Here is an 18,573-nt window from a genome sequence, read left to right on the forward strand (position 1 = left end):
GTATCGAACCTTCGCTGACGGCCGGATGTTCCGGTGAGGTCCAGCTGATGACCAAGGAGGTTAATTAAGCCGCCGAATGTTGCGCGCTGATTGTCGGAGCTTCACGAATAGTATTCCCCAGCGGGTCATCGCGGAACCGTTTCGCGTGGTGCAGCTTGGTCTATATGCACACGTTCGAGACATCTGATCGAAAACTCGCGCGGCGCTATCGGTATCATCAACATCGCCGCCAAAAAGCAACCTTGATCGTAAAGGGATCGCTCGTCGCGGGATTGGTTCATTCGGTCATGGAAGTTGAGTCGAGCACCCCGACGCGCTGGATTATCAAGGTTGTTGCCAATCCGCACCGAGCAGCCGGACTGATCACCCCGTTAGGCCTCGGCCCGAGCGGTGCTGTCCTTGTTCGGAAACTCGCTCTGGCAAATTGGGATGGTGGTCAAAATTGACCGGCCGGGCATGGCTATCTGTGATCAACTGGAAATGGATGCTGCTTAGGCGCGAGCAGCATTCCCACACACGGCCCCGGTGCTCGCCAGCCCCGGCGCTGGGGCCGGTCTGCCCTAGTGCGGGCGAGAAGTTCCCCACTGGAGAAACGCCCGAAGCTTCTCGCAATCGATGAGGTGCATCCTTGGCAAGCCAACGATTCAGGCGATGGTCTCCCGGAGACGACGCGCGGCTTTTAATGATGGGGGCCGCCGAAATTCATCCAAGGGAGATAGGAAGGGCGCTCGGTCGGACCGAGGTCGCGATTGATCTTCGCCGCGCCGCGCTCGCCAAAAGGCAGCCCGGAAACATCAGTAATTTTTATGAGTCCATAAAATACTAATGGGGCTACCAGTTTGTTCTTCGGCCGGAACGAATACCACTTGCTAAGCATCGGGTCGCCAAGTCGGGCCACCTGCTGGATCAGTGACCTCGGCTTCGTCAGCGTGAAGTGAAGCCGGGCCTCACAGAACGGGTCAGCACCACGGACGGTAATATTCCGGAATCCACATTGCTGTGGAAAACTTTAATCTAACTGTTGCCGGGGCTAGTTTTATTTCATCAGAACTCTTTTTCAGATTTACCGGTAGGGTCGCGCCAATGCGGCCCTTTTTGATTCTGGCGTGTTCCAAGAGGCGGCCAGTTGAGGCGGCCTTACTTCGCAGAGCCGAGTTCGCCGTTGAGCCAAGCTTGTGCATCTGCGCTTTGCATTGGATCAGGCTGATCGCAATCGATGCAGCGTAGCTTGCGCGCGCCCGATTCCTTATCGAGCATACGCCTCATTGTCTCATGGCACTGCGGGCAGACCGGCGACGATTGGGCTTGAGACATCGATGCTCGCCTTAGCTCTGGCGAGAGCGCAACACTCTCAGTCACCGGTAACGCCAGGACGGGCGGGTGATGGAACCAGCATGCTCGCCTTGTTCCCGGAGCTACTGGTCAATACAGCTCACATGCCAAAAAAAACCAACGTGGTCGTTAGCGAATTAGGACGCTCCCGGATTCAAATTAGGACAATTGCCCTGAATACGGACAGAACCGGGGGCCTATAGCGACGTACAGTGACCTTGGACGAATTCGCGAGCGTGGCAACGTCAAGCGGCTAGAGGCAGTCCGGTTGCCGCAGCCTCCCCGATGATCGGCCGAAGCTCGATAGCCCACGCATCGAGGACCTCGCGCTTCTTCGCTACCCGGATGCGCGTGGCGAGGTTGTAGACCTTCGGGTGACCGAAGGGAGCGGCTTGCCGTTCTCGTCCTTGCTCGCCTGATGGTCGAGGCAGAGCGAGATGCCAACCTCCGACAGGCCGAGCTCACCGCACATCGTCGCCGCCGTCCGCCGCAGGTCGTGCGGCGTGAACGGCGCGAGCCCGAGCAGTTCGCAGATGCCCGGTGTGCGGGTAACCCGTTTGCCGTTCCTCGTCATCATCGTGCCCCTCAGCGCGCCTGACATCGCGAGGCGCGACAGCGGCGCGTCTCCGAACCGGCCCGTGAAGGCATATTCGTAATTCCCCATCGCCTCCTTGATGATCTCCAGCGCGAGATCAGATAACGGCTGGTTGATCACGCGCCGTTTCTTGACCCGGCGCGCCGGGACGTCGACGGTGCCGTTCTCGGCATTCAGTTCGTCGCGGTGGATCGGCAGCATCTCGCCCGAACGCAGCATGGTCGTCAGCGCGAACTTGATCGCCAGCCGCGTCTTGCGGTCCCACGGCGGGTCCTCACGGTCGAGACCGTGCCAGAGCGTCCTGATCTCGTCCTCGGTCAGGACACGGTCGCGCGGATGCTCCTCGTCAAGCTTCGGCAGATTAATGCAGGGGCTGGCGGTGACGTAGTCGCGGCCCGCTTCGGCCGCCCAATTGAATAGGCCAGAGGCGGCACGGCGCATATGGCGGGCATTGCTCACGAAGGCCTTCCCGCCGTGCCTACCGGCAACGATGTCGTTCGAGAGCGTTGCAATGTCGTGCTTGGTGACTTCGCTGGCGAGCTTCTTGCCCAGCCGGGGGCTGAGGAAGCTCCGCAAATGGCGCGCGACATTTTCCCAGCTTTCGATCCGGGGGCGCAGTTCGCCGTCCGCCTTGCGAACGGGCGTTTTCATCCATTCGATCCGCTCCTCGATGATCTCGTCGACGGTCTTGCCCTGTCTTGCCCGCTGGGCCTTATGCTGGCGCAGCGTCTCGGCAACGTTCTCGCCGTTGCCGATCCGGTTTTTCAGGGCATAGACGGCGGTGCGGGCATTCTCGACCGTGAACTCGGGGTTATAGAGGCCGAGCCATTTGGTGCGCTGCTTGCCCGTGGTCCGGTCGGTGAACTTGAAATTGAAGGTTGCCACGCCGGACGGGATGACGCTGACGTAAAGGCCCGGGCATTTGAGGTCATAAACCTTCACCCGCCTATCGCCCCGCTTCTCGCAATGCCGATCGGTGAGGATCACGCTGCCATTGCGCATGCGCTTGGGTGGCGGGCTCGGTGGTGATATCGCTCATGGTTTCTGTCCTAATGGGTTTAGGACCGGGCCTTGGGCCGGGCCCTGGAAATGGCGAAACCCGCAGAAATACCATGCATCAGGCTAGCGCAGAAATCCTTGTTTTGAAGGGTTTTCTTGGCTTCGGCGTATTTCACCGAAGACCAAAATATAGTCCACACGACTTCACCGTCCGCCTCACGCGCTCTCGTCAGTTGCGCATTCAGCGGCCACCGCATCTCACCGCAACGTCCGTGACGATCGCGAGCGCCCCTCAATCGGGTGAGACGGCGGCATTAAACCGGTGAGTTGGGGTGCACGTCAAGAGTAACTTCGGAAAAAGCGAATAAATCACAGGATGAGTAGAGCCCATCGATCTCGCCGTGGGAAGAATGATGGGTTTCGCTGCGCTCTACCCATCCTATGGATTTGCGAAATCAGGCTGCCAATCGCGCACCTCGCGCGCCGCTCTTGTCACCACGCCGATGGTCGTGAATGACGGCGTGTCGAGCATCATGGTGCGCACGAGCCTCAGACTCCGCGCCTCGCAGATCGCGCGCTGCTTCTCGTCGGCGATCGCCTCGAAATCGAGATTATGCGCGAGGCCGAGAATGCGCCGGATGGTTTTTGCCGCGGCAAACCCGACCGTGTCCTGGAACAGCCGCGCCATATAGGCCTGCCGCTCCGTCTCCAGCCGCGCGGCGCCCGCCTCGCCCGTGAACAGCGAGACTGGATAGGCGTCGCCCTTCCCCTCGCTGCGCCACAGCGCGAGGAATTTCCGGGAAAACTCAGTCCAAACGCCCTCGATCGTCTCCAGCAGCCAGGCCTCGAACGCGGCACGATCGCCGGGCGAGCGCTCGTGCCCTGCGGAGGCCAGATAGGCCATGATGAGATTGCCGATGACGGCGCCGATATCGAACCCCATGGGGCCGTAGAACGCGAATTCGGGGTCGATCACCTTGGTTTCTGTTACGGTGACCATGATCGAGCCGGTATGCAAATCGCCATGGATCAGCGCCTCCGGGCTTGCCATGAATTTCAGCTTCAGCCTTGAGATCGCGACATGCAGGTCGAGGTCCTCGCGGAAGGCGGCCGCAATCGTGTCGAGCCAGGGCGCGGTCCATCGGTTCTGTTCGGCGACGCGATAGGGGTCGGTGAAGATCAAATCCTCGGTGATCTTGCAGAGCGCGTGGTTGCCGGCGAAATCGGCGATCCCCTCCTTCTTCTCGGCGGCCGACAGCGCCAGATCGGACGAGAAGAACAGCGTCTGCGCCATGAAGGTCGAGATATCCTCGACGAAGCGCGGATAAGCGATACCGCCGATCAGTCCCTTGCGCATGATGATGTGCGGCTCGAGCAACTCCATCGCGGTCAGCGCGAGCGGGTTATCATGATGCAGGATCGCCGGCACCAGCTTCGGCGTCAGGCGTGCATGATGCACCAGCGCCAGATGCTCGTAATGGGCGCGCGACAGCGGCAGCGGCCAGCTCTCGCCGACCAGCCGCACATAGGGCAGCGCCTGCTTGACGGCGATGCCGCCGCTGGTCCCCTTGACGATAAAGACGAGATTGAGGTTGCCGTCACCGACCTCGCTGATCGACCAGCCAGCTGGTACGCCGCCGAGTTGCGCGGCGACGGGAGGTAGTCCCGCCAGATAATCGCGAAGATCGGCTTCCCGCAGGATTCGATACTGGCCCTGCCCGGAGGAGCTTGGTTGCGCCTGCAGGTTCATCTTTTTCGTCTCCCCACACTCACGGGACGAGGTTGATCCTCACTCCCGTTCCAGGAAATTCGAGCCGATATAGGCCCGCTTCCCGACCGGATCATAGTCGCAATAAACGCTGTCGGCGACCAGCGTGTAACTCGCGCTGACAATGTTCTTGTCGAGCTTGACCGAGCTGAGTCCGATCACGGCGGTATTGCCACTCCATTTGAACGGCGTGCTGCTCGGCGCCCGCTCGCAGGCAGCGACTGCGTCGGCAAAGACGGAGCTCTCGACAAAGGCCTGCACGGTGCGCAGCCGCGTCAGCGTCTTCCAGGAGAAATAGAACGATCCGGCCAGGCCGGCGGCAAGCAGCACGAAGAGAACGATCGCGATCCGCTGGAAATTCATTCATCTCCTCCGAATACTTAAAGTCGATTCTAAAACGGCATCCCCATCAGTTTCGACAAACGTTCGACCGAGAGATAGCCGGCGTAATAGGCCCACATCCCGACCGCAAAGATCACGGCCGAGATCAGCGTGGTCCAGATCAGCTTGGGTCCCATCCGCGCCAGGATCGGCGCGCCGGGATCGGTGCCGGGCGCTCCGACGCCGTCTTCATGCTGGCTGCGCACGCCGAACGGCAGCGTCAGGAACAGCACGAGCCACCACAGCACGAAGTAGATCGCAAGCCCGGTGGAGATCAGGTAAACCATGCGGTTCAGGCCTGCTCGATCTCGACCAAGGCGCCCGAAAAATCCTTGGGATGGAAGAACAACACCGGCTTGCCGTGGGCGCCGATCTTCGGCTGGCCGTCGCCGAGCACCCGCGCGCCGTCGGCGATCAGCCGATCGCGGGTGGCGATGATATCGGGGACATCGTAGCAGATATGGTGGATGCCGCCGTCGGCGTTGCGTTCGACGAACTTCGCGATCGGCGAGGCCTCGCCGAGCGGCTCGATGAACTCGATCTTGGTGTTGGGCAGCGTCACGAACACGGTGACGACGCCGTGTTCCGGCAGCGGCACGGCGTCGGAAATCTCGGCATTGAACGCGGAGCCGTAAATCTTCGCGGCCTTCCTGGCGTCCTTGACCGCAATCGCGACATGATTGAGCCGGCCCATCATGCTTCTCTCCCTTGTGTCGTTGCGCGAGCTTTTTTGAGCCCGCGTCAGACCGTCAGAACGTGCACGAGGCAGATCGGCTTCTTGCCCCATTGCTCGTTCAGCACCGACCGCACCGTGCGACGCACCGATTCCGCCATCGCGTCCGGATCGCGCCGCCGCGCCTTCGGCAGGCCCTCAATCGTCGACACGACAGCATCGAACACGATGTCGTCGAGCGGCTCGCCTTCGCTATTCTTCTCCGGCATGCCGACGAGATCAACCTCGGGATCGTCAACAAGCTCGCCCTTGTCGGTCACGGCGAAGGCGATGAAGGCAACGCCGGCAAAGCCCATCCGCCGCCGCTCCACCACGGCGCGCGACTTGGAGTCCTCCAGGATGGTTCCATCCTTGTAGAGCCGCCCGGAGGGCACTTCGCCGATGATGCCGGGATCGCCGGGGCCGAGCTTGACCAGATCGCCATTGCGGCAAACCAGCACCTTCGGCACACCGGCGGCGCGCGCAAGCTTGGCGTGCTCGGCAAGATGCAGCGCCTCGCCATGCACGGGGATCAGGAGCTGCGGCCGCACCCAGGAGATCATGTCGCGCAATTCGTCGCGGCGCGGATGGCCGGAGACATGCACGAGGTGATCGCGGTCGGTGATGATCTCGATGCCTTGCATCACCAGCCCGTTGATGATGCCGCCGACCGCCTTCTCGTTGCCGGGAATGGTGCGCGAAGAGAAGATCACGGTATCGCCCTTGTTGAGCGTGACCTGCGGATGGTCGTCATTGGCGATCCGGGCCAGCGCCGCGCGCGGCTCGCCCTGGCTGCCGGTGCAAAGCGCCAGCACCTTGTCGGCGGGAAAATGCCCGTAGTGATCGGTGCTGCGGAACTTATGCGAGGCGTCGAGATAGCCGCACTCGCGGGCCACCAGCACCATGCGCTCCATGGCGCGGCCGACCACGACCACCTCGCGACCGACGGCGTTGGCGGCATCCGCCACCGCCCTCATGCGGGCGACGTTTGAGGCGAAGGTGGTGACGGCGACCCGGCCCTTGGCCGCGCCGACCAGCTTCTTGATGGTGGCGGCAACCTCGGTCTCCGACGGCGAACGTCCGTCGCGCACCGCATTGGTGGAATCGCCGACCAGCGCCAGCACGCCTTCGTCGCCGATTTCGCGTAAGCGCCGCTCGTCGGTCGGCACGCCGATGATCGGGGTCGGGTCGATCTTCCAGTCGCCGGTGTGCAGCACCGTGCCGACCTCGGTCCTGATCGCCAGCGCGTGCGATTCCGGAATCGAATGCGCGACCGGGATGAACTCGACGTTGAACGGTCCGATATCGACCCGGCCGCCGGACGGGATCACAGTGACAGGGATTTTCGGCGGATTGCGCTCGGAGGCGCATTTGGCCTCGAACAGCGCCGCGCTGAACTTGGTCGCGTAGATCTTGCACCGCAGCTTCGGCCAGAGGTCGATGATGGCGCCGAAGTGATCCTCATGGGCGTGCGTTAGCACCAGGCCCATCAGATTGTTGCGCTCCTTCTCGAGGAAGCGGATATCCGGCATGATAAGGTCGATGCCCGGCAGATGCTCCTCGTCACCAAAGGAGACGCCGAGATCGACCGCGAGCCAGGACCGCTGGTTGCGGTTACCAAGGCCGTAGATCGACAGGTTCATGCCGATCTCGCCGACGCCGCCGAGCGGCGCAAAGGTCAATTCGTCGGGTCGCGCCATCAGGTCGTCCTCATCGAGGCTGCGCTGCCGAAATAGACCTCGCCGGCCGTCACCGGCATCCGCCGGCCGTCCGCGGTGCGGACGATCAGGCAGCCAGTGTCGTCAATCGTGTCGAACGTGCCTTCCAGCGCCGCATTGCCGGTCAGGATCGCGACCTTGTCGCCGAGGCCCGCGGCGCGCTCCAGCCAGAGACGACGGATGTCCGCGAAGCCGCGGCCATTGTCCCAGATACCACGGAATTCGACCCAGGCGTTCGACAGCGCCCCAAACAGCTCCTCCGCCCCGATCTGGACGCCGAGCGCCGCCAGCGACACGGCCGGCGTCGGCGTCCCCTCGGGCGCGGCGACGACATTGGTGCCGATGCCGACGACCACGGCCAGCCGGTCGCCGATCGTCTCGGCCTCGAGCAGGATGCCCGAGAGCTTCTTGCCGTCGGCCAGCACATCGTTTGGCCACTTCAACATATATTTCGGGCTGCCCGGCCCAAGCCGCAGTGCGGCCTCGATACTAACCCTCTGCAACGCGGCCTCCAGCGACAGCCCGGCCGCAAAGCCGAGCGTTGCCGCCACCGCGGGCTGAACGTCCATCACCTCAAGAACGCTGCTGGCGAGATTGCCGCGCGGCGCCATCCACGCCCGCTGCCGCCGGCCTCGTCCCGCGGTTTGCTCCGGCGTCACGAACCACATCGGCCCGCGCTCGCCCTCGCGCGCACGCAGCATTGCCTCGGCATTGGTCGAGCCGATCTGGTCGAAGGCTGCGAGCTTGTAGCCCGCCGTTGTGGCTCGGGATCCGAGAGTAAATACCATCTAGAATAGTGACTTCGCCGCCGCCGAGGCCATGCTGACCAGCGGCCCCGGATAGGCGAAGAAGAAGATGTTGAAGATGCCCGCAACCGCCAGCACGGTGCGCAGCTCGAGGCGCATCGGATCGAGCTTGGCAAGCGGCTGATCGAAATACATCACCTTGACGATCGACAGATAGTAGAACGCGCCGACCACGCTGGTCAGCACGCCGATGACGGCGAGCGTGAACAGGTTGGCCTTGATCGCCGCGACGAAGACGTACCATTTGCCGAAGAATCCGGCGAGCGGCGGCACGCCGGCGAGCGAGAATAGGAACATCGCGAAGACAAAGGCGAGCAGCGGATTGGTGCGGGACAGACCGGCGAAATCGCTGATCTGCTCGACTGCATGGCCGTTGCGCTTCATGGCGAGGATGATCGAGAAGGTGCCGAGCGTCATCGCGACATAGATCGCGATATAGACCAGCACACCCTGCGCGCCCTCGACCGTGCCGGCGGCAAGGCCGACCAGGGCAAAACCCATGTGGCCGATCGACGAATAGGCCATCAGGCGCTTGATGTTGGTCTGGCCGATCGCGGCGAACGAGCCCAGCGCCATCGAGGCGATCGCCACGAACACCAGAATCTGCTGCCACTGGGTGACGATCCCCGGGAACGCGGTCAGCGTCACCCGGGTGAACACGGCAAGCGCCGCGACCTTTGGCGCTGAGGCAAAGAACGCCGTCACCGGGGTCGGAGCGCCCTCATAGACGTCGGGCGTCCACATGTGGAACGGCACCGCCGAGACCTTGAAGCAGAGGCCGGCGAGCAGGAAAACCAGGCCGAAGACGATGCCGATGCTGCCCGACGTCGCAGCCGCGGCGATGCCGGCGAAGTTGACCGTGCCGGTGAAGCCGTAGATCAGCGATGCGCCATAGAGCAGCATGCCCGACGACAGCGCGCCGAGCACGAAATACTTCAGGCCGGCCTCGCTGGACTTGGCGTTGTCGCGCGCGCTCGCGGCGACGACATAGAGCGCGAGGCTCATCAGCTCGAGACCGAGATAGAGTGTGATCAGGTCGCCGGCCGAGATCAGCACCAGCATACCGAGCGTCGACAGCAGCACCAGGATCGAAAATTCGAAGATCCGCTGCGACGGATTGGACAGGAACTCGGTCGCCAGGATCAGGGTCACGCCCGAGCCGATCAAAGCGAGGAGCTTCAGGAAACGGGCGAAATCGTCGACGATGAAGCTGCCGCCGAAGGTGACGAGCTTGCCGGCCGGCAGCGTCAGCTCCAGCACGCCGGTCACGACCAGCAGCAGCACCGCAAGCGTGGTGACGAGCCGCGCCGTCCCCTGCCCGCGATAGGCTCCGATCATCAACAGCACCATGGCGCCGACCGCGAGCACCAGCTCCGGCAGCACCGGCTGCAACTGATAACCTGCACTGGAAAAGCTCATGGGCTAAGGCCTTATTGGACCAGCGCGGCTGCCTTCACGGCAGTCACGGCAGTATTGTAATTATTGACGAGCTGCTGGACCGAGGCCGCCGACATGTCGAGCACCGGCTTCGGATAGACGCCGAACAGGATGGTCAGGGCAACCAGCGGGAATAGCGTCAGGCCTTCGCGGAAGGTGAGATCCTTCATCGACATCAGCGACGGCTTGACCAGCGCACCGAACACCACCTTGCGGTAGAGCCACAGCGCATAGCACGCCGACAGGATCACGCCCGTGGTGGCGAAGAACACCGTCGGCAGCGACACCTTGAAGGTGCCGAGCAGCGTCATGAATTCGCCGACGAATCCGCTGGTGCCGGGCAGACCGACATTGGCCATGGTGAAGACCATGAACACCAGCGCATAGAGCGGCATCCGGTTCACCAGCCCGCCATAGGCGGCGATTTCGCGGGTGTGCATGCGGTCGTAGACGATGCCGACGCAGAGGAACAGCGCGCCGGAGACGATGCCGTGCGAGATCATCTGGAACATACCGCCGGCGACGCCCTGCGTCGTCACCGCGAAGATGCCCATGGTGACGAAGCCCATATGCGCGACCGAAGAGTACGCGATCAACTTCTTCATGTCCTCCTGCATCAGCGCCACCAGCGAGGTGTAGATGATGGCGATAACCGAGAGCGCGAACACGAACGGCGCGAAGTCGTGCGAGGCCAGCGGGAACATCGGCAGCGAGAAGCGCAGGAAGCCGTAGCCGCCCATCTTCAGCAGGATCGCGGCCAGGATCACCGAGCCCGCGGTCGGCGCTTCGACGTGCGCGTCCGGCAACCAGGTGTGCACCGGCCACATCGGCATCTTCACCGCGAACGAAGCGAAGAAGGCCAGCCACGCCCAGGTCTGCAACGACCGCGGCACCGCGGTGTGCATCAGCGTCGGGATGTCGGTCGTCCCGGCGGTCCAGTACAGCGCCATGATGGCGAGCAGCATCAGGACCGAGCCGAGGAAGGTGTAGAGGAAGAACTTGAAGGACGCGTAGACCCGGCGCGGACCGCCCCAGACGCCGATGATCAGGAACATCGGGATCAGGCCGCCCTCGAAGAACAGATAGAACAACACGAGGTCGAGCGCCGAGAAGGTGCCGATCATCAGCGTTTCCAGGATCAGGAACGCCATCATGTATTCGCTGACGCGGGTCGTGATCGCCTTCCAGCTCGCGACGATGCAGAACGGCATGATCGCTGTCGTCAGGATGATCAGCGGCAGCGAAATGCCGTCGACGCCCATGTGGTAGGTGATGCCGGTGGCGAGCCAGTTCGCCTTCTCGACGAACTGGAAGTCGGCCTGCGCCGGATCGAAGCGCGCAACCACGATCAGCGAGACCACGAAGGTGATCAGCGTCGTCCACAGCGAGATCCAGCGCGCCGTGCGGTTGGCCGCCTCGTCGCCGCCCCTTGCCAGCAGGTAAACGAGAGCCGCGCCGAGGGCCGGCAGGAACGTGAGGACCGAAAGGATGGGCCAGGTTGTCATTACTGGCCTCCCAAGCCGAACATGAACCAGGTGATCAATCCGGCAGCCCCGATCAGCATCGCGAACGCGTAGTGATAGAGGTAGCCGGTCTGCAGCTTGACGACGTTGCGGGTGATGTCGAGCACGCGGGCCGAGACGCCGTCGGGGCCGAAGCCGTCGATCACGAAGCCGTCGCCCTTCTTCCAGAGCTGGTAGCCGAGCCACTTGGCCGGGCGCACGAAGATGAAATCGTACAGCTCGTCGAAGTACCATTTGTTGAGCAGGAACTGGTACAGCATCGGCTGCTGGTTCGCGAGCTCGACCGGCAAATACGGCCTGCGGATGTAGAACATGTAGGAGACGAACAGGCCGAGCAGCATCATGACGGTGGGCAGCGGCGCGAGCCAGCTCGGCATATTCTCCATGTCCTCGAGGATATGCGGGTTCATCTTGACGGACTCGCGGAAGAACTCCTCGACACCATGCGGGCTAGCGAACAGCTCCTTGAACGGCAGGCCGGCCAGGATCGAGCCCGCGGCGAGCACGCCGATCGGGACCAGCATCCATATCGGGCTCTCATGCGCCGCATCGTAGTGCTTCTGGTCGTGCGGCTCGCCGAAGAAGGTCTTGAAGATCAGGCGCCAGGAATAGAACGAGGTCAGGCCGGCGGCCGCGATCGTCAGCAGATAGGCATAGACCCCGAACGGGTTGTGCGAGGCATAGGCCGCCTCGATGATCGCGTCCTTGGAGAAGTAGCCGGCGAACAGCGGGAAGCCGGTCAGCGCCAGCGTGCCGATGCACATCACCGTGAAGGTGTACGGGATCTTGCGCCACAAGCCGCCCATGTTGCGGATGTCCTGCTCGTGATGCATCGCGTAGATCACCGAACCGGAACCCAAAAACAACAGCGCCTTGAAGAAGGCGTGCGTGAACAGATGGAACATGCCGACCGAATAGGCCCCCGCTCCCATCGCCACGAACATGTAGCCGAGCTGCGAACAGGTCGAGTAGGCGACGATGCGCTTGATGTCGTTCTGCACCAGGCCGATCGTGGCGGCGAAGAACGCCGTGGTCGCGCCGAAGAACATCACCACCGCCTGCGCGGTCGGCGACAGCTCGAACAGCGGCGACAGCCGCGCCACCATGAAGACGCCGGCGGTGACCATGGTCGCGGCGTGGATCAGCGCCGACACCGGCGTCGGGCCTTCCATCGCGTCCGGCAACCAGGTGTGCAGCAGGAACTGCGCCGACTTGCCCATCGCGCCCATGAACAGCAAGAGGCAGGTCAAGGTCAGCGCGTCGGGATGCCAGCCAAAGAAGTCGATGGTCTTGCCGGTCAAGCCCGGCGCGGCGTGGAAGATGGTGTCGAAATCGGTCGAGCCGACCAGCGCGAAGATCGAGAAGATGCCGAGCGCGAAGCCGAAATCGCCGACGCGGTTGACCACGAAGGCCTTGATCGCCGCCGCATTCGCCGACGGCTTCTGGTACCAGAATCCGATCAGGAGGTAGCTTGCCAGACCGACGCCCTCCCAGCCGAAGAACATCTGCACGAGGTTGTCAGACGTCACCAGCATCAGCATCGCGAAGGTGAACAGGCTGAGATAGCCGAAGAAGCGCGGCCGGTTCGGATCCTCATCCATGTAGCCGATGGAATAGAGATGGACGAGCGCGGACACCGTGTTGACCACGACCAGCATGACCGCGGTCAGCGTGTCGACCCGCAGCGTCCAGGCCACTTGCAGATCGCCCGAATTGATCCAGGGCAGCAGCACGACGCGGGCGTCATTGTGCATGAAGCCGACATCGACCAGCGTGATCCACGACAGCGCGGCCGACACGAACAGCAGGCCGGTGGTGATCAGCTCGGCCAGCCGGGAGCCGGAAGCCGGCGGCTCGGAGACATGGTGGTCGTCGTGGCCGTGGTCGTCACCATGATCGTCATGAGCCGCGGACGCATGGGCGTCGCCATGCGCGTCATCGTGATGCTCGACGGTGTCGCCGCTCGGGTTGCGCGCATGCGCACCGACCAGCGAGATGATCCCCGCAAGGATGGCGCCGAGCAGCGGCAGGAATACGATTGCCTGAACCATAGCTGCGCCTAGCCCTTCATCAGATTGACGTCTTCAACCGCGATCGAACCGCGGTTGCGGAAATACACGACCAGCACGGCAAGACCGATCGCGGCCTCGGCCGCCGCCACCGTCAGCACCAGCAGCGCAAACACCTGGCCGACGATGTCGCCGAGGAAGGTCGAGAACGCCACCAGATTGATGTTGACCGAGAGCAGGATCAGCTCGATCGACATCAGAATGACGATGATGTTCTTGCGGTTGAGGAATATGCCGAGGATCCCGAGCGTGAACAGGATCGCGCCGACCGCAAGATAGTGCCCGAGCCCGATCGTCATTTCACCCACTCCGCCGCATCGGCATCCTGCAGTCCCTGCCCCGACGCCACCTTGCGCAATGCCATCGCGATCTCGGGCGTGCGCGCGTTCTGCACGTTGATGTTCTGCCGCTTGACGTTCACCTTGTGACGCAGCGTCAGCACGATGGCGCCGATCATGGCAACCAGCAGCACCATGCCGGCGAGCTGGAAGTAGTGAATGTACTTGGTGTAGAGCACGAGGCCGAGCGCCTCGGTGTTGCTGACATTGGTCGGGATCGCAGCCGTGATCGACTTGGTCACCGACGGGTTGATCACCCAGGCGCCGACCACGAGCAGCAGCTCGAACATGAAGATGCCGCCGATCACGATGCCGACCGGCAAATACTGGATGAAGCCTTCGCGCAGCTCGACGAAGTCGACGTCGAGCATCATGATCACGAACAGGAACAGGACGGCGACCGCGCCGACATAGACCACGATCAGCATCATGCCGAGGAATTCCGCGCCCATCAGCACGAACAGGCCCGAGGCGTTGACGAACGCCAGGATCAGGTACAGCACCGAGTGCACGGGATTACGCGAGACAATCACCATGACCGCCGACGCCACGCAGGCGGCAGCAAACAGATAGAAGAACAGCGCCGGAACAATCATCGGTTTTTCCCCGTCATTCCGGGGCGCGGACGCAGTCCGCGAACCCGGAATCTAGAGGTTACGGCGCGAGATTCCGGGTTCACGCTGCGCGTGCCCCGGAATGACGGAATGTGGCTGGGAACGATCATGCCCTCACCTCACCGGTACGGCGCGTCGAGTTCGATCGACTTTGCAATGTCGCGCTCCCAGCGGTCGCCATTGGCGAGCAGTTTCGCCTTGTCATAGAACAGTTCCTCGCGGGTCTCGGTCGCGAATTCGAAATTCGGTCCCTCGACGATGGCATCCACCGGGCAGGCCTCCTGGCACAGGCCGCAATAGATGCACTTCACCATGTCAATGTCGTAACGCACCGTGCGGCGGGTGCCGTCGTTGCGGCGCGGGCCGGCCTCGATCGTGATCGCCTGCGCCGGGCAGATCGCCTCGCACAGCTTGCAGGCGATGCAGCGCTCTTCCCCATTGGGATAGCGGCGCAGCGCGTGCTCGCCGCGGAACCGCGGCGAGATCGGGCCCTTCTCGAAGGGATAGTTCAGCGTCGGCTTCGGCTTAAAGAAATAGCGCATGGCGAGGATGAACGCCGATACGAATTCCGACAGCAGAAGCGAGCGGGCTGTTGCGTTGATGTTGACACTCATGACGGCCTCACTTTGGCGCGATGCCGGTGAACTGCAGCACACCGGCCACGATCACCACCATTGCCAGCGACAGCGGCAGGAACACCTTCCAGCCGAGCCGCATCAATTGATCGTAGCGGTAGCGCGGCACGATCGCCTTCGCCATCGCGAACATGAAGAACATGAAGAACACTTTCAGCGCGAACCAGATGATCCCCGGGATCCAGTTGAACGGCGGCAGGTTCACCGGCGGCAGCCAGCCGCCGAGGAACATGATCGTCGCCAGCGCGCACATCGTGGTGATCGCAACATACTCGCCGAGCATGAACAGCAGATACGGCGTCGAGCCATATTCGGTCATGAAGCCCGCAACCAGCTCGGATTCGGCTTCCACGAGATCGAACGGCGGACGGTTGGTTTCGGCCAGCGCGGAGACGTAGAACACCACGAACATCGGGAACAGCGGCCAGACATACCAGTTCAGGATGGTCAGCTGTGGCAGGCCGATCAGGCTGGCGAGCCCGCGGGTGTTCTGCGCCTCCACCACCGCCGACAGGTTCAGTGAACCAACGCAGAGCAGCACGGTGATGATCACGAAGCCGATCGAGACCTCGTAGGACACCATCTGCGCCGCCGAGCGCAGCGCGGCCAGGAACGGATATTTCGAGTTCGACGACCAGCCGGCCATGATGACGCCGTAGATCGACAGCGACGAGATCGCGAAGATGTAGAGCACGCCAACATTGATGTCGGAGATCACCCAACCGAGATTCATCGGGATCACCGCCCAGGCGGCGAGCGCGAGGACGCAGGAGACCAATGGTGCCAGCAGGAACACGCCCTTGTTGGAGCCGGCGGGAATAACCGGCTCCTTGAGCACGAACTTCAGCAGGTCGGCGAAGGATTGCAGCAGGCCGAACGGGCCGACGACGTTGGGGCCGCGGCGGATCTGCACCGCCGCCCAGATCTTGCGGTCGGCGAGCAGGATGTAGGCGATGGCGATCAGCAGCACGACCAGCAGCAGCAGGCTTTCCGCGACCATGATGATCAGCGGCCAGAGGAAGCCGGTCCAGAACGCGCTTGCGAAGAATTCGGTCATCAGGTCACGCTCACTCCGCCGCCGTCAGCATTCGGCCCGACGCCAGCCGCGAACATTCCGCCATCACGGCAGAGGCCCGCGCGATCGGGTTGGTCAGGTAGAAATCCTCGACGGTCGGCTTGAACGCCGCCTTGTCGACGCTGCCGCCCTTGGCCGCCAGCGCCTGGACGTCGGAGGCTGCGCCCGCTTCGATCTGGTCGAGTCGCATTAGATGCGGAGTGGTCTTGAACATCGCCTGGCGCAGCGCCGGCATGGAATCGAACGGCAGCTTCTTGCCGACCACATCCGACAGCGCCCGGATGATCGCCCAGTCCTCACGGGCCTCGCCCGGCGGGAACGCAGCGCGATTGGCCAGCTGCGCCCGGCCCTCGGTGTTGACGTAGATGCCGGCCTTCTCGGTATAGGCCGCGCCCGGCAGGATGACGTCGGCGCGATGCGCGCCACGGTCGCCATGGGTGCCGATATAGACGACGAAGGTGCCGTCCGGCGCCTTGATCTCGTCGGCGCCGAGCAGGAACAGCACGTCGAGCGTGCCGAAGGTCGTCATCTGCGCCGTGGTCAGGCTGCCGGCCGAAGGCGAGAAGCCGATATCGAGCGCGCCGGCGCGCGACGCCGTGTCCTGCAGCACCGCAAAGCCGTTCCAGCCGTCCTTCAGCGCGCCGACATCGATGGCGAGCTTCGCGGCCTGCGCCAGCACCGCGGCGCCGTCATGCCTTGTATAGGCGCCGGCGCCGACCAGGATGATCGGGTTCTTGGCGTTCTTCAGCACGTCGGCAAAGGAATGTTTGCCGGCGACGAGATCGGCGAGCGTGTCGGTACCTGCGCCGAGATAATCGTGGGGATAGGTGAAATCGGCCTTGGTGCCGATCAGGCCGACCTTGATGTTGGCGGCGCGCCAGCGCTTACGAATTCGCGCGTTCAGCACGGCGGCCTCCTTGCGCGGGTGCGAACCGATGATCAGGACTGCATCCGCCTGGTCGATCCCGGCAATGGTCGGGTTGAAGATGTAGGAGCCGCGGCCGGCCTTGGCATCGAACGCGTCGCCGCCCTGCACTGCGAGGTTGGCCGAGCCGAACTTCGCCAGCAGCTCCTTCAGCGCGAACATTTCCTCGACGGCAGCAAGATCGCCGGCAATGGCGCCGATCCGCTTGCCGTCACCACGGCCGACCTTGGCTGCAACAGCCGCGAAGGCTTCCTGCCACGACGCCGGCCTGAGCTGGCCGTTCTCTCTGATGTAGGGGCGGTCGAGCCGCTGCGTGCGCAGGCCGTCGACGACGTGACGGGTCTTGTCGGAGATCCACTCCTCGTTCACGGCCTCATTGATGCGCGGCAGGATCCGCATCACCTCACGACCGCGGGTATCGACCCGGATCGCCGAGCCGACGCCGTCCATGACGTCGACCGACTGCGTCTTGCCGAGCTCCCATGGCCGCGCCGCGAACGCGTAGGGTTTCGAGGTCAGCGCGCCGACCGGGCAGATGTCGACTAGGTTGCCCTGCAGCTCCGAGCTCAGCGCCGATTCGAGATAGGTGGTGATCTCCATGTCCTCGCCGCGGCCGGTCGCGCCCATCTCGGGCGCCCCGCAGACTTCGGCGGAGAAGCGGACGCAGCGCGTGCACTGGATGCAGCGGTTCATCGAGGTCTTGACCAGCGCGCCGAGATATTTGTCCTCGACCGCGCGCTTGTTCTCGGCGAAGCGGCTGGTGTCGACGCCGTAGCCCATCGCCTGGTCCTGCAGATCGCACTCGCCGCCCTGATCGCAGATCGGGCAGTCCAGCGGATGGTTGATCAGCAGGAACTCCATCACGCCTTCGCGCGCCTTCTTCACCATCGGCGAACGGGTCGAGATTTCCGGCGGCTCGCCCTTCGGGCCCGGACGGCAGTCACGCACGCCCCAGGCGCAGCTTGCGACCGGCTTCGGGCCGCCCTTCACCTCGACGAGGCACATCCGGCAATTGCCGGCGATCGACAGCCGCTCGTGATAGCAGAAGCGCGGTATCTCGGCGCCGGCCGCCTCACACGCCTGCAGCAGCGTGTAGTCCGGCGGCACATCGATCTCTTTGCCATCGATGATGATCTTGGTCATGTCTGTCTCAGGTCTTTCCGAGCTTGCAGTCGGGTGGTGCGACGCTGGCGGTTTGCAGTGATGTCTTCACCCATTGCTGGGTGTCGGCGCCGTAGGTCGCGAGATAGGCGGGCTGCGCCCGGCTCTTCTCGCAAAGGAACGGCAAATGGGGCCTCAGGTCGTAGTCACACGACGCCTGCCATTCGCGCTTGTCGGCAAACGCGGCAATGGTCTCCTCGCAGGCATAAAGGAAGTACGAGACAAAACTCTCATACTGGGTTCGATCGTCGCGGCTACCGGTCTTGATCGCATCGTAGTCCGGATAGGCGAATTTCGGATTCTTGAACGCGAGGTCGGTGTAGCCCAGAAACACCGTGCGCGCGCTGGAGGCGCGGTTGGCGGTGCGGATTTCGTTGATCTGCAGCAGGATTGCAACAAAGCCTAGCAGCGCAACGGTCGCCTGCGCCATCTGCGCAAGCGTCCCGTATTTCTGCCACCATGCGGCCTGTTGCGACATCGCTACC

Annotated in this window: 17 protein-coding genes; 1 reads left to right on the forward strand and 16 read right to left on the reverse strand. The window is 63.1% G+C overall.

Annotated features, from left to right (window positions below; all coding sequences use genetic code 11):
* Positions 1-164: 164 nt before the first annotated feature.
* Positions 165-446 (forward strand): hypothetical protein, encoded by a 282-nt coding sequence (locus UP10_RS44430; RefSeq protein WP_197086842.1) that lies wholly within the window; start codon positions 165-167, stop codon positions 444-446.
* A 1,223-nt stretch (positions 447-1,669) separates the two neighbouring features.
* On the opposite strand, the gene UP10_RS18815 is transcribed toward UP10_RS44430, so the two are convergent.
* The 16 genes from UP10_RS18815 to UP10_RS18895 form a co-directional block, all read right to left on the reverse strand.
* Entirely contained in the window at positions 1,670-2,869 is a 1,200-nt protein-coding gene (locus UP10_RS18815; RefSeq protein ID WP_245321785.1) for a tyrosine-type recombinase/integrase, read from the reverse strand.
* Positions 2,870-3,365: 496 nt separating this feature from the next.
* Positions 3,366-4,676, reverse strand: a complete 1,311-nt coding sequence (mtnK, locus tag UP10_RS18825) for an S-methyl-5-thioribose kinase (RefSeq protein WP_044588801.1) — start codon at positions 4,674-4,676, stop codon at positions 3,366-3,368.
* A 39-nt stretch (positions 4,677-4,715) separates the two neighbouring features.
* Positions 4,716-5,057, reverse strand: a complete 342-nt coding sequence (locus UP10_RS18830) for a hypothetical protein (RefSeq protein ID WP_044588802.1) — start codon at positions 5,055-5,057, stop codon at positions 4,716-4,718.
* A gap of 29 nt (positions 5,058-5,086) precedes the next feature.
* Entirely contained in the window at positions 5,087-5,362 is a 276-nt protein-coding gene (locus tag UP10_RS18835; protein ID WP_044588803.1) for a DUF1467 family protein, read from the reverse strand.
* 5 nt (positions 5,363-5,367) lie between these two features.
* Positions 5,368-5,772 (reverse strand): methylmalonyl-CoA epimerase, encoded by a 405-nt coding sequence (gene mce / locus UP10_RS18840; protein WP_044588804.1) that lies wholly within the window; start codon positions 5,770-5,772, stop codon positions 5,368-5,370.
* A gap of 44 nt (positions 5,773-5,816) precedes the next feature.
* Positions 5,817-7,487, reverse strand: a complete 1,671-nt coding sequence (locus UP10_RS18845) for a ribonuclease J (RefSeq protein ID WP_044588805.1) — start codon at positions 7,485-7,487, stop codon at positions 5,817-5,819.
* Positions 7,487-8,293, reverse strand: coding sequence for a biotin--[acetyl-CoA-carboxylase] ligase (locus tag UP10_RS18850; RefSeq protein ID WP_044588806.1), 807 nt, complete (start codon positions 8,291-8,293; stop codon positions 7,487-7,489). The genes UP10_RS18845 and UP10_RS18850 overlap by 1 nt, the downstream gene beginning before the upstream one ends.
* The gene (gene nuoN / locus UP10_RS18855; RefSeq protein WP_044588807.1) at positions 8,294-9,730 is read right to left on the reverse strand and encodes an NADH-quinone oxidoreductase subunit NuoN; all 1,437 of its coding nucleotides are present in this window, start codon (positions 9,728-9,730) and stop codon (positions 8,294-8,296) included.
* A gap of 11 nt (positions 9,731-9,741) precedes the next feature.
* Positions 9,742-11,253 carry an NADH-quinone oxidoreductase subunit M gene (locus UP10_RS18860; protein WP_044588808.1) on the reverse strand — a complete coding sequence of 504 codons (1,512 nt, stop codon included), beginning with the start codon at positions 11,251-11,253 and terminating at the stop codon, positions 9,742-9,744.
* Entirely contained in the window at positions 11,253-13,322 is a 2,070-nt protein-coding gene (gene nuoL / locus UP10_RS18865; protein ID WP_044588809.1) for an NADH-quinone oxidoreductase subunit L, read from the reverse strand. The genes UP10_RS18860 and nuoL overlap by 1 nt, the downstream gene beginning before the upstream one ends.
* 8 nt (positions 13,323-13,330) lie before the next feature.
* Complete coding sequence (gene nuoK, locus UP10_RS18870; RefSeq protein WP_027537255.1) at positions 13,331-13,639, reverse strand: NADH-quinone oxidoreductase subunit NuoK; 309 nt, start codon at positions 13,637-13,639, stop codon at positions 13,331-13,333.
* A complete protein-coding gene (locus UP10_RS18875; RefSeq protein WP_044588810.1) occupies positions 13,636-14,274 on the reverse strand; it encodes an NADH-quinone oxidoreductase subunit J in 639 nt (212 codons plus the stop codon). Before UP10_RS18875 ends, nuoK begins: the two co-directional genes overlap by 4 nt.
* Positions 14,275-14,411: 137 nt before the next feature.
* Positions 14,412-14,906 (reverse strand): NADH-quinone oxidoreductase subunit NuoI, encoded by a 495-nt coding sequence (nuoI, locus tag UP10_RS18880; protein ID WP_044542400.1) that lies wholly within the window; start codon positions 14,904-14,906, stop codon positions 14,412-14,414.
* 7 nt (positions 14,907-14,913) lie between these two features.
* Positions 14,914-15,984 carry an NADH-quinone oxidoreductase subunit NuoH gene (nuoH, locus tag UP10_RS18885; protein WP_044588811.1) on the reverse strand — a complete coding sequence of 357 codons (1,071 nt, stop codon included), beginning with the start codon at positions 15,982-15,984 and terminating at the stop codon, positions 14,914-14,916.
* A gap of 10 nt (positions 15,985-15,994) precedes the next feature.
* On the reverse strand, positions 15,995-18,070 hold the full coding sequence (nuoG, locus tag UP10_RS18890; RefSeq protein ID WP_044588812.1) for an NADH-quinone oxidoreductase subunit NuoG: 2,076 nt from the start codon (positions 18,068-18,070) through the stop codon (positions 15,995-15,997).
* Positions 18,071-18,077: 7 nt separating this feature from the next.
* Positions 18,078-18,566: a hypothetical protein gene (locus UP10_RS18895; RefSeq protein WP_156180147.1), complete on the reverse strand. Its 489-nt coding sequence runs from the start codon at positions 18,564-18,566 to the stop codon at positions 18,078-18,080.
* Positions 18,567-18,573: the final 7 nt, after the last annotated feature.

The sequence above is a fragment of the Bradyrhizobium sp. LTSPM299 genome (assembly GCF_000938235.1).
In the GTDB taxonomy this organism is placed as follows: domain Bacteria; phylum Pseudomonadota; class Alphaproteobacteria; order Rhizobiales; family Xanthobacteraceae; genus Bradyrhizobium.

Coding starts and splice junctions, on each gene's coding strand:
- UP10_RS44430 (WP_197086842.1), top strand. CDS start 165: ATGCACACGTTCGAGACATCTGATCGAAAACTCGCGCGGCGCTATCGG.
- mtnK (WP_044588801.1), bottom strand. CDS start 4,676: ATGAACCTGCAGGCGCAACCAAGCTCCTCCGGGCAGGGCCAGTATCGA.
- UP10_RS18830 (WP_044588802.1), bottom strand. CDS start 5,057: ATGAATTTCCAGCGGATCGCGATCGTTCTCTTCGTGCTGCTTGCCGCC.
- UP10_RS18835 (WP_044588803.1), bottom strand. CDS start 5,362: ATGGTTTACCTGATCTCCACCGGGCTTGCGATCTACTTCGTGCTGTGG.
- mce (WP_044588804.1), bottom strand. CDS start 5,772: ATGATGGGCCGGCTCAATCATGTCGCGATTGCGGTCAAGGACGCCAGG.
- UP10_RS18845 (WP_044588805.1), bottom strand. CDS start 7,487: ATGGCGCGACCCGACGAATTGACCTTTGCGCCGCTCGGCGGCGTCGGC.
- UP10_RS18850 (WP_044588806.1), bottom strand. CDS start 8,293: ATGGTATTTACTCTCGGATCCCGAGCCACAACGGCGGGCTACAAGCTC.
- nuoN (WP_044588807.1), bottom strand. CDS start 9,730: ATGAGCTTTTCCAGTGCAGGTTATCAGTTGCAGCCGGTGCTGCCGGAG.
- UP10_RS18860 (WP_044588808.1), bottom strand. CDS start 11,253: ATGACAACCTGGCCCATCCTTTCGGTCCTCACGTTCCTGCCGGCCCTC.
- nuoL (WP_044588809.1), bottom strand. CDS start 13,322: ATGGTTCAGGCAATCGTATTCCTGCCGCTGCTCGGCGCCATCCTTGCG.
- nuoK (WP_027537255.1), bottom strand. CDS start 13,639: ATGACGATCGGGCTCGGGCACTATCTTGCGGTCGGCGCGATCCTGTTC.
- UP10_RS18875 (WP_044588810.1), bottom strand. CDS start 14,274: ATGATTGTTCCGGCGCTGTTCTTCTATCTGTTTGCTGCCGCCTGCGTG.
- nuoI (WP_044542400.1), bottom strand. CDS start 14,906: ATGAGTGTCAACATCAACGCAACAGCCCGCTCGCTTCTGCTGTCGGAA.
- nuoH (WP_044588811.1), bottom strand. CDS start 15,984: ATGACCGAATTCTTCGCAAGCGCGTTCTGGACCGGCTTCCTCTGGCCG.
- nuoG (WP_044588812.1), bottom strand. CDS start 18,070: ATGACCAAGATCATCATCGATGGCAAAGAGATCGATGTGCCGCCGGAC.
- UP10_RS18895 (WP_156180147.1), bottom strand. CDS start 18,566: ATGTCGCAACAGGCCGCATGGTGGCAGAAATACGGGACGCTTGCGCAG.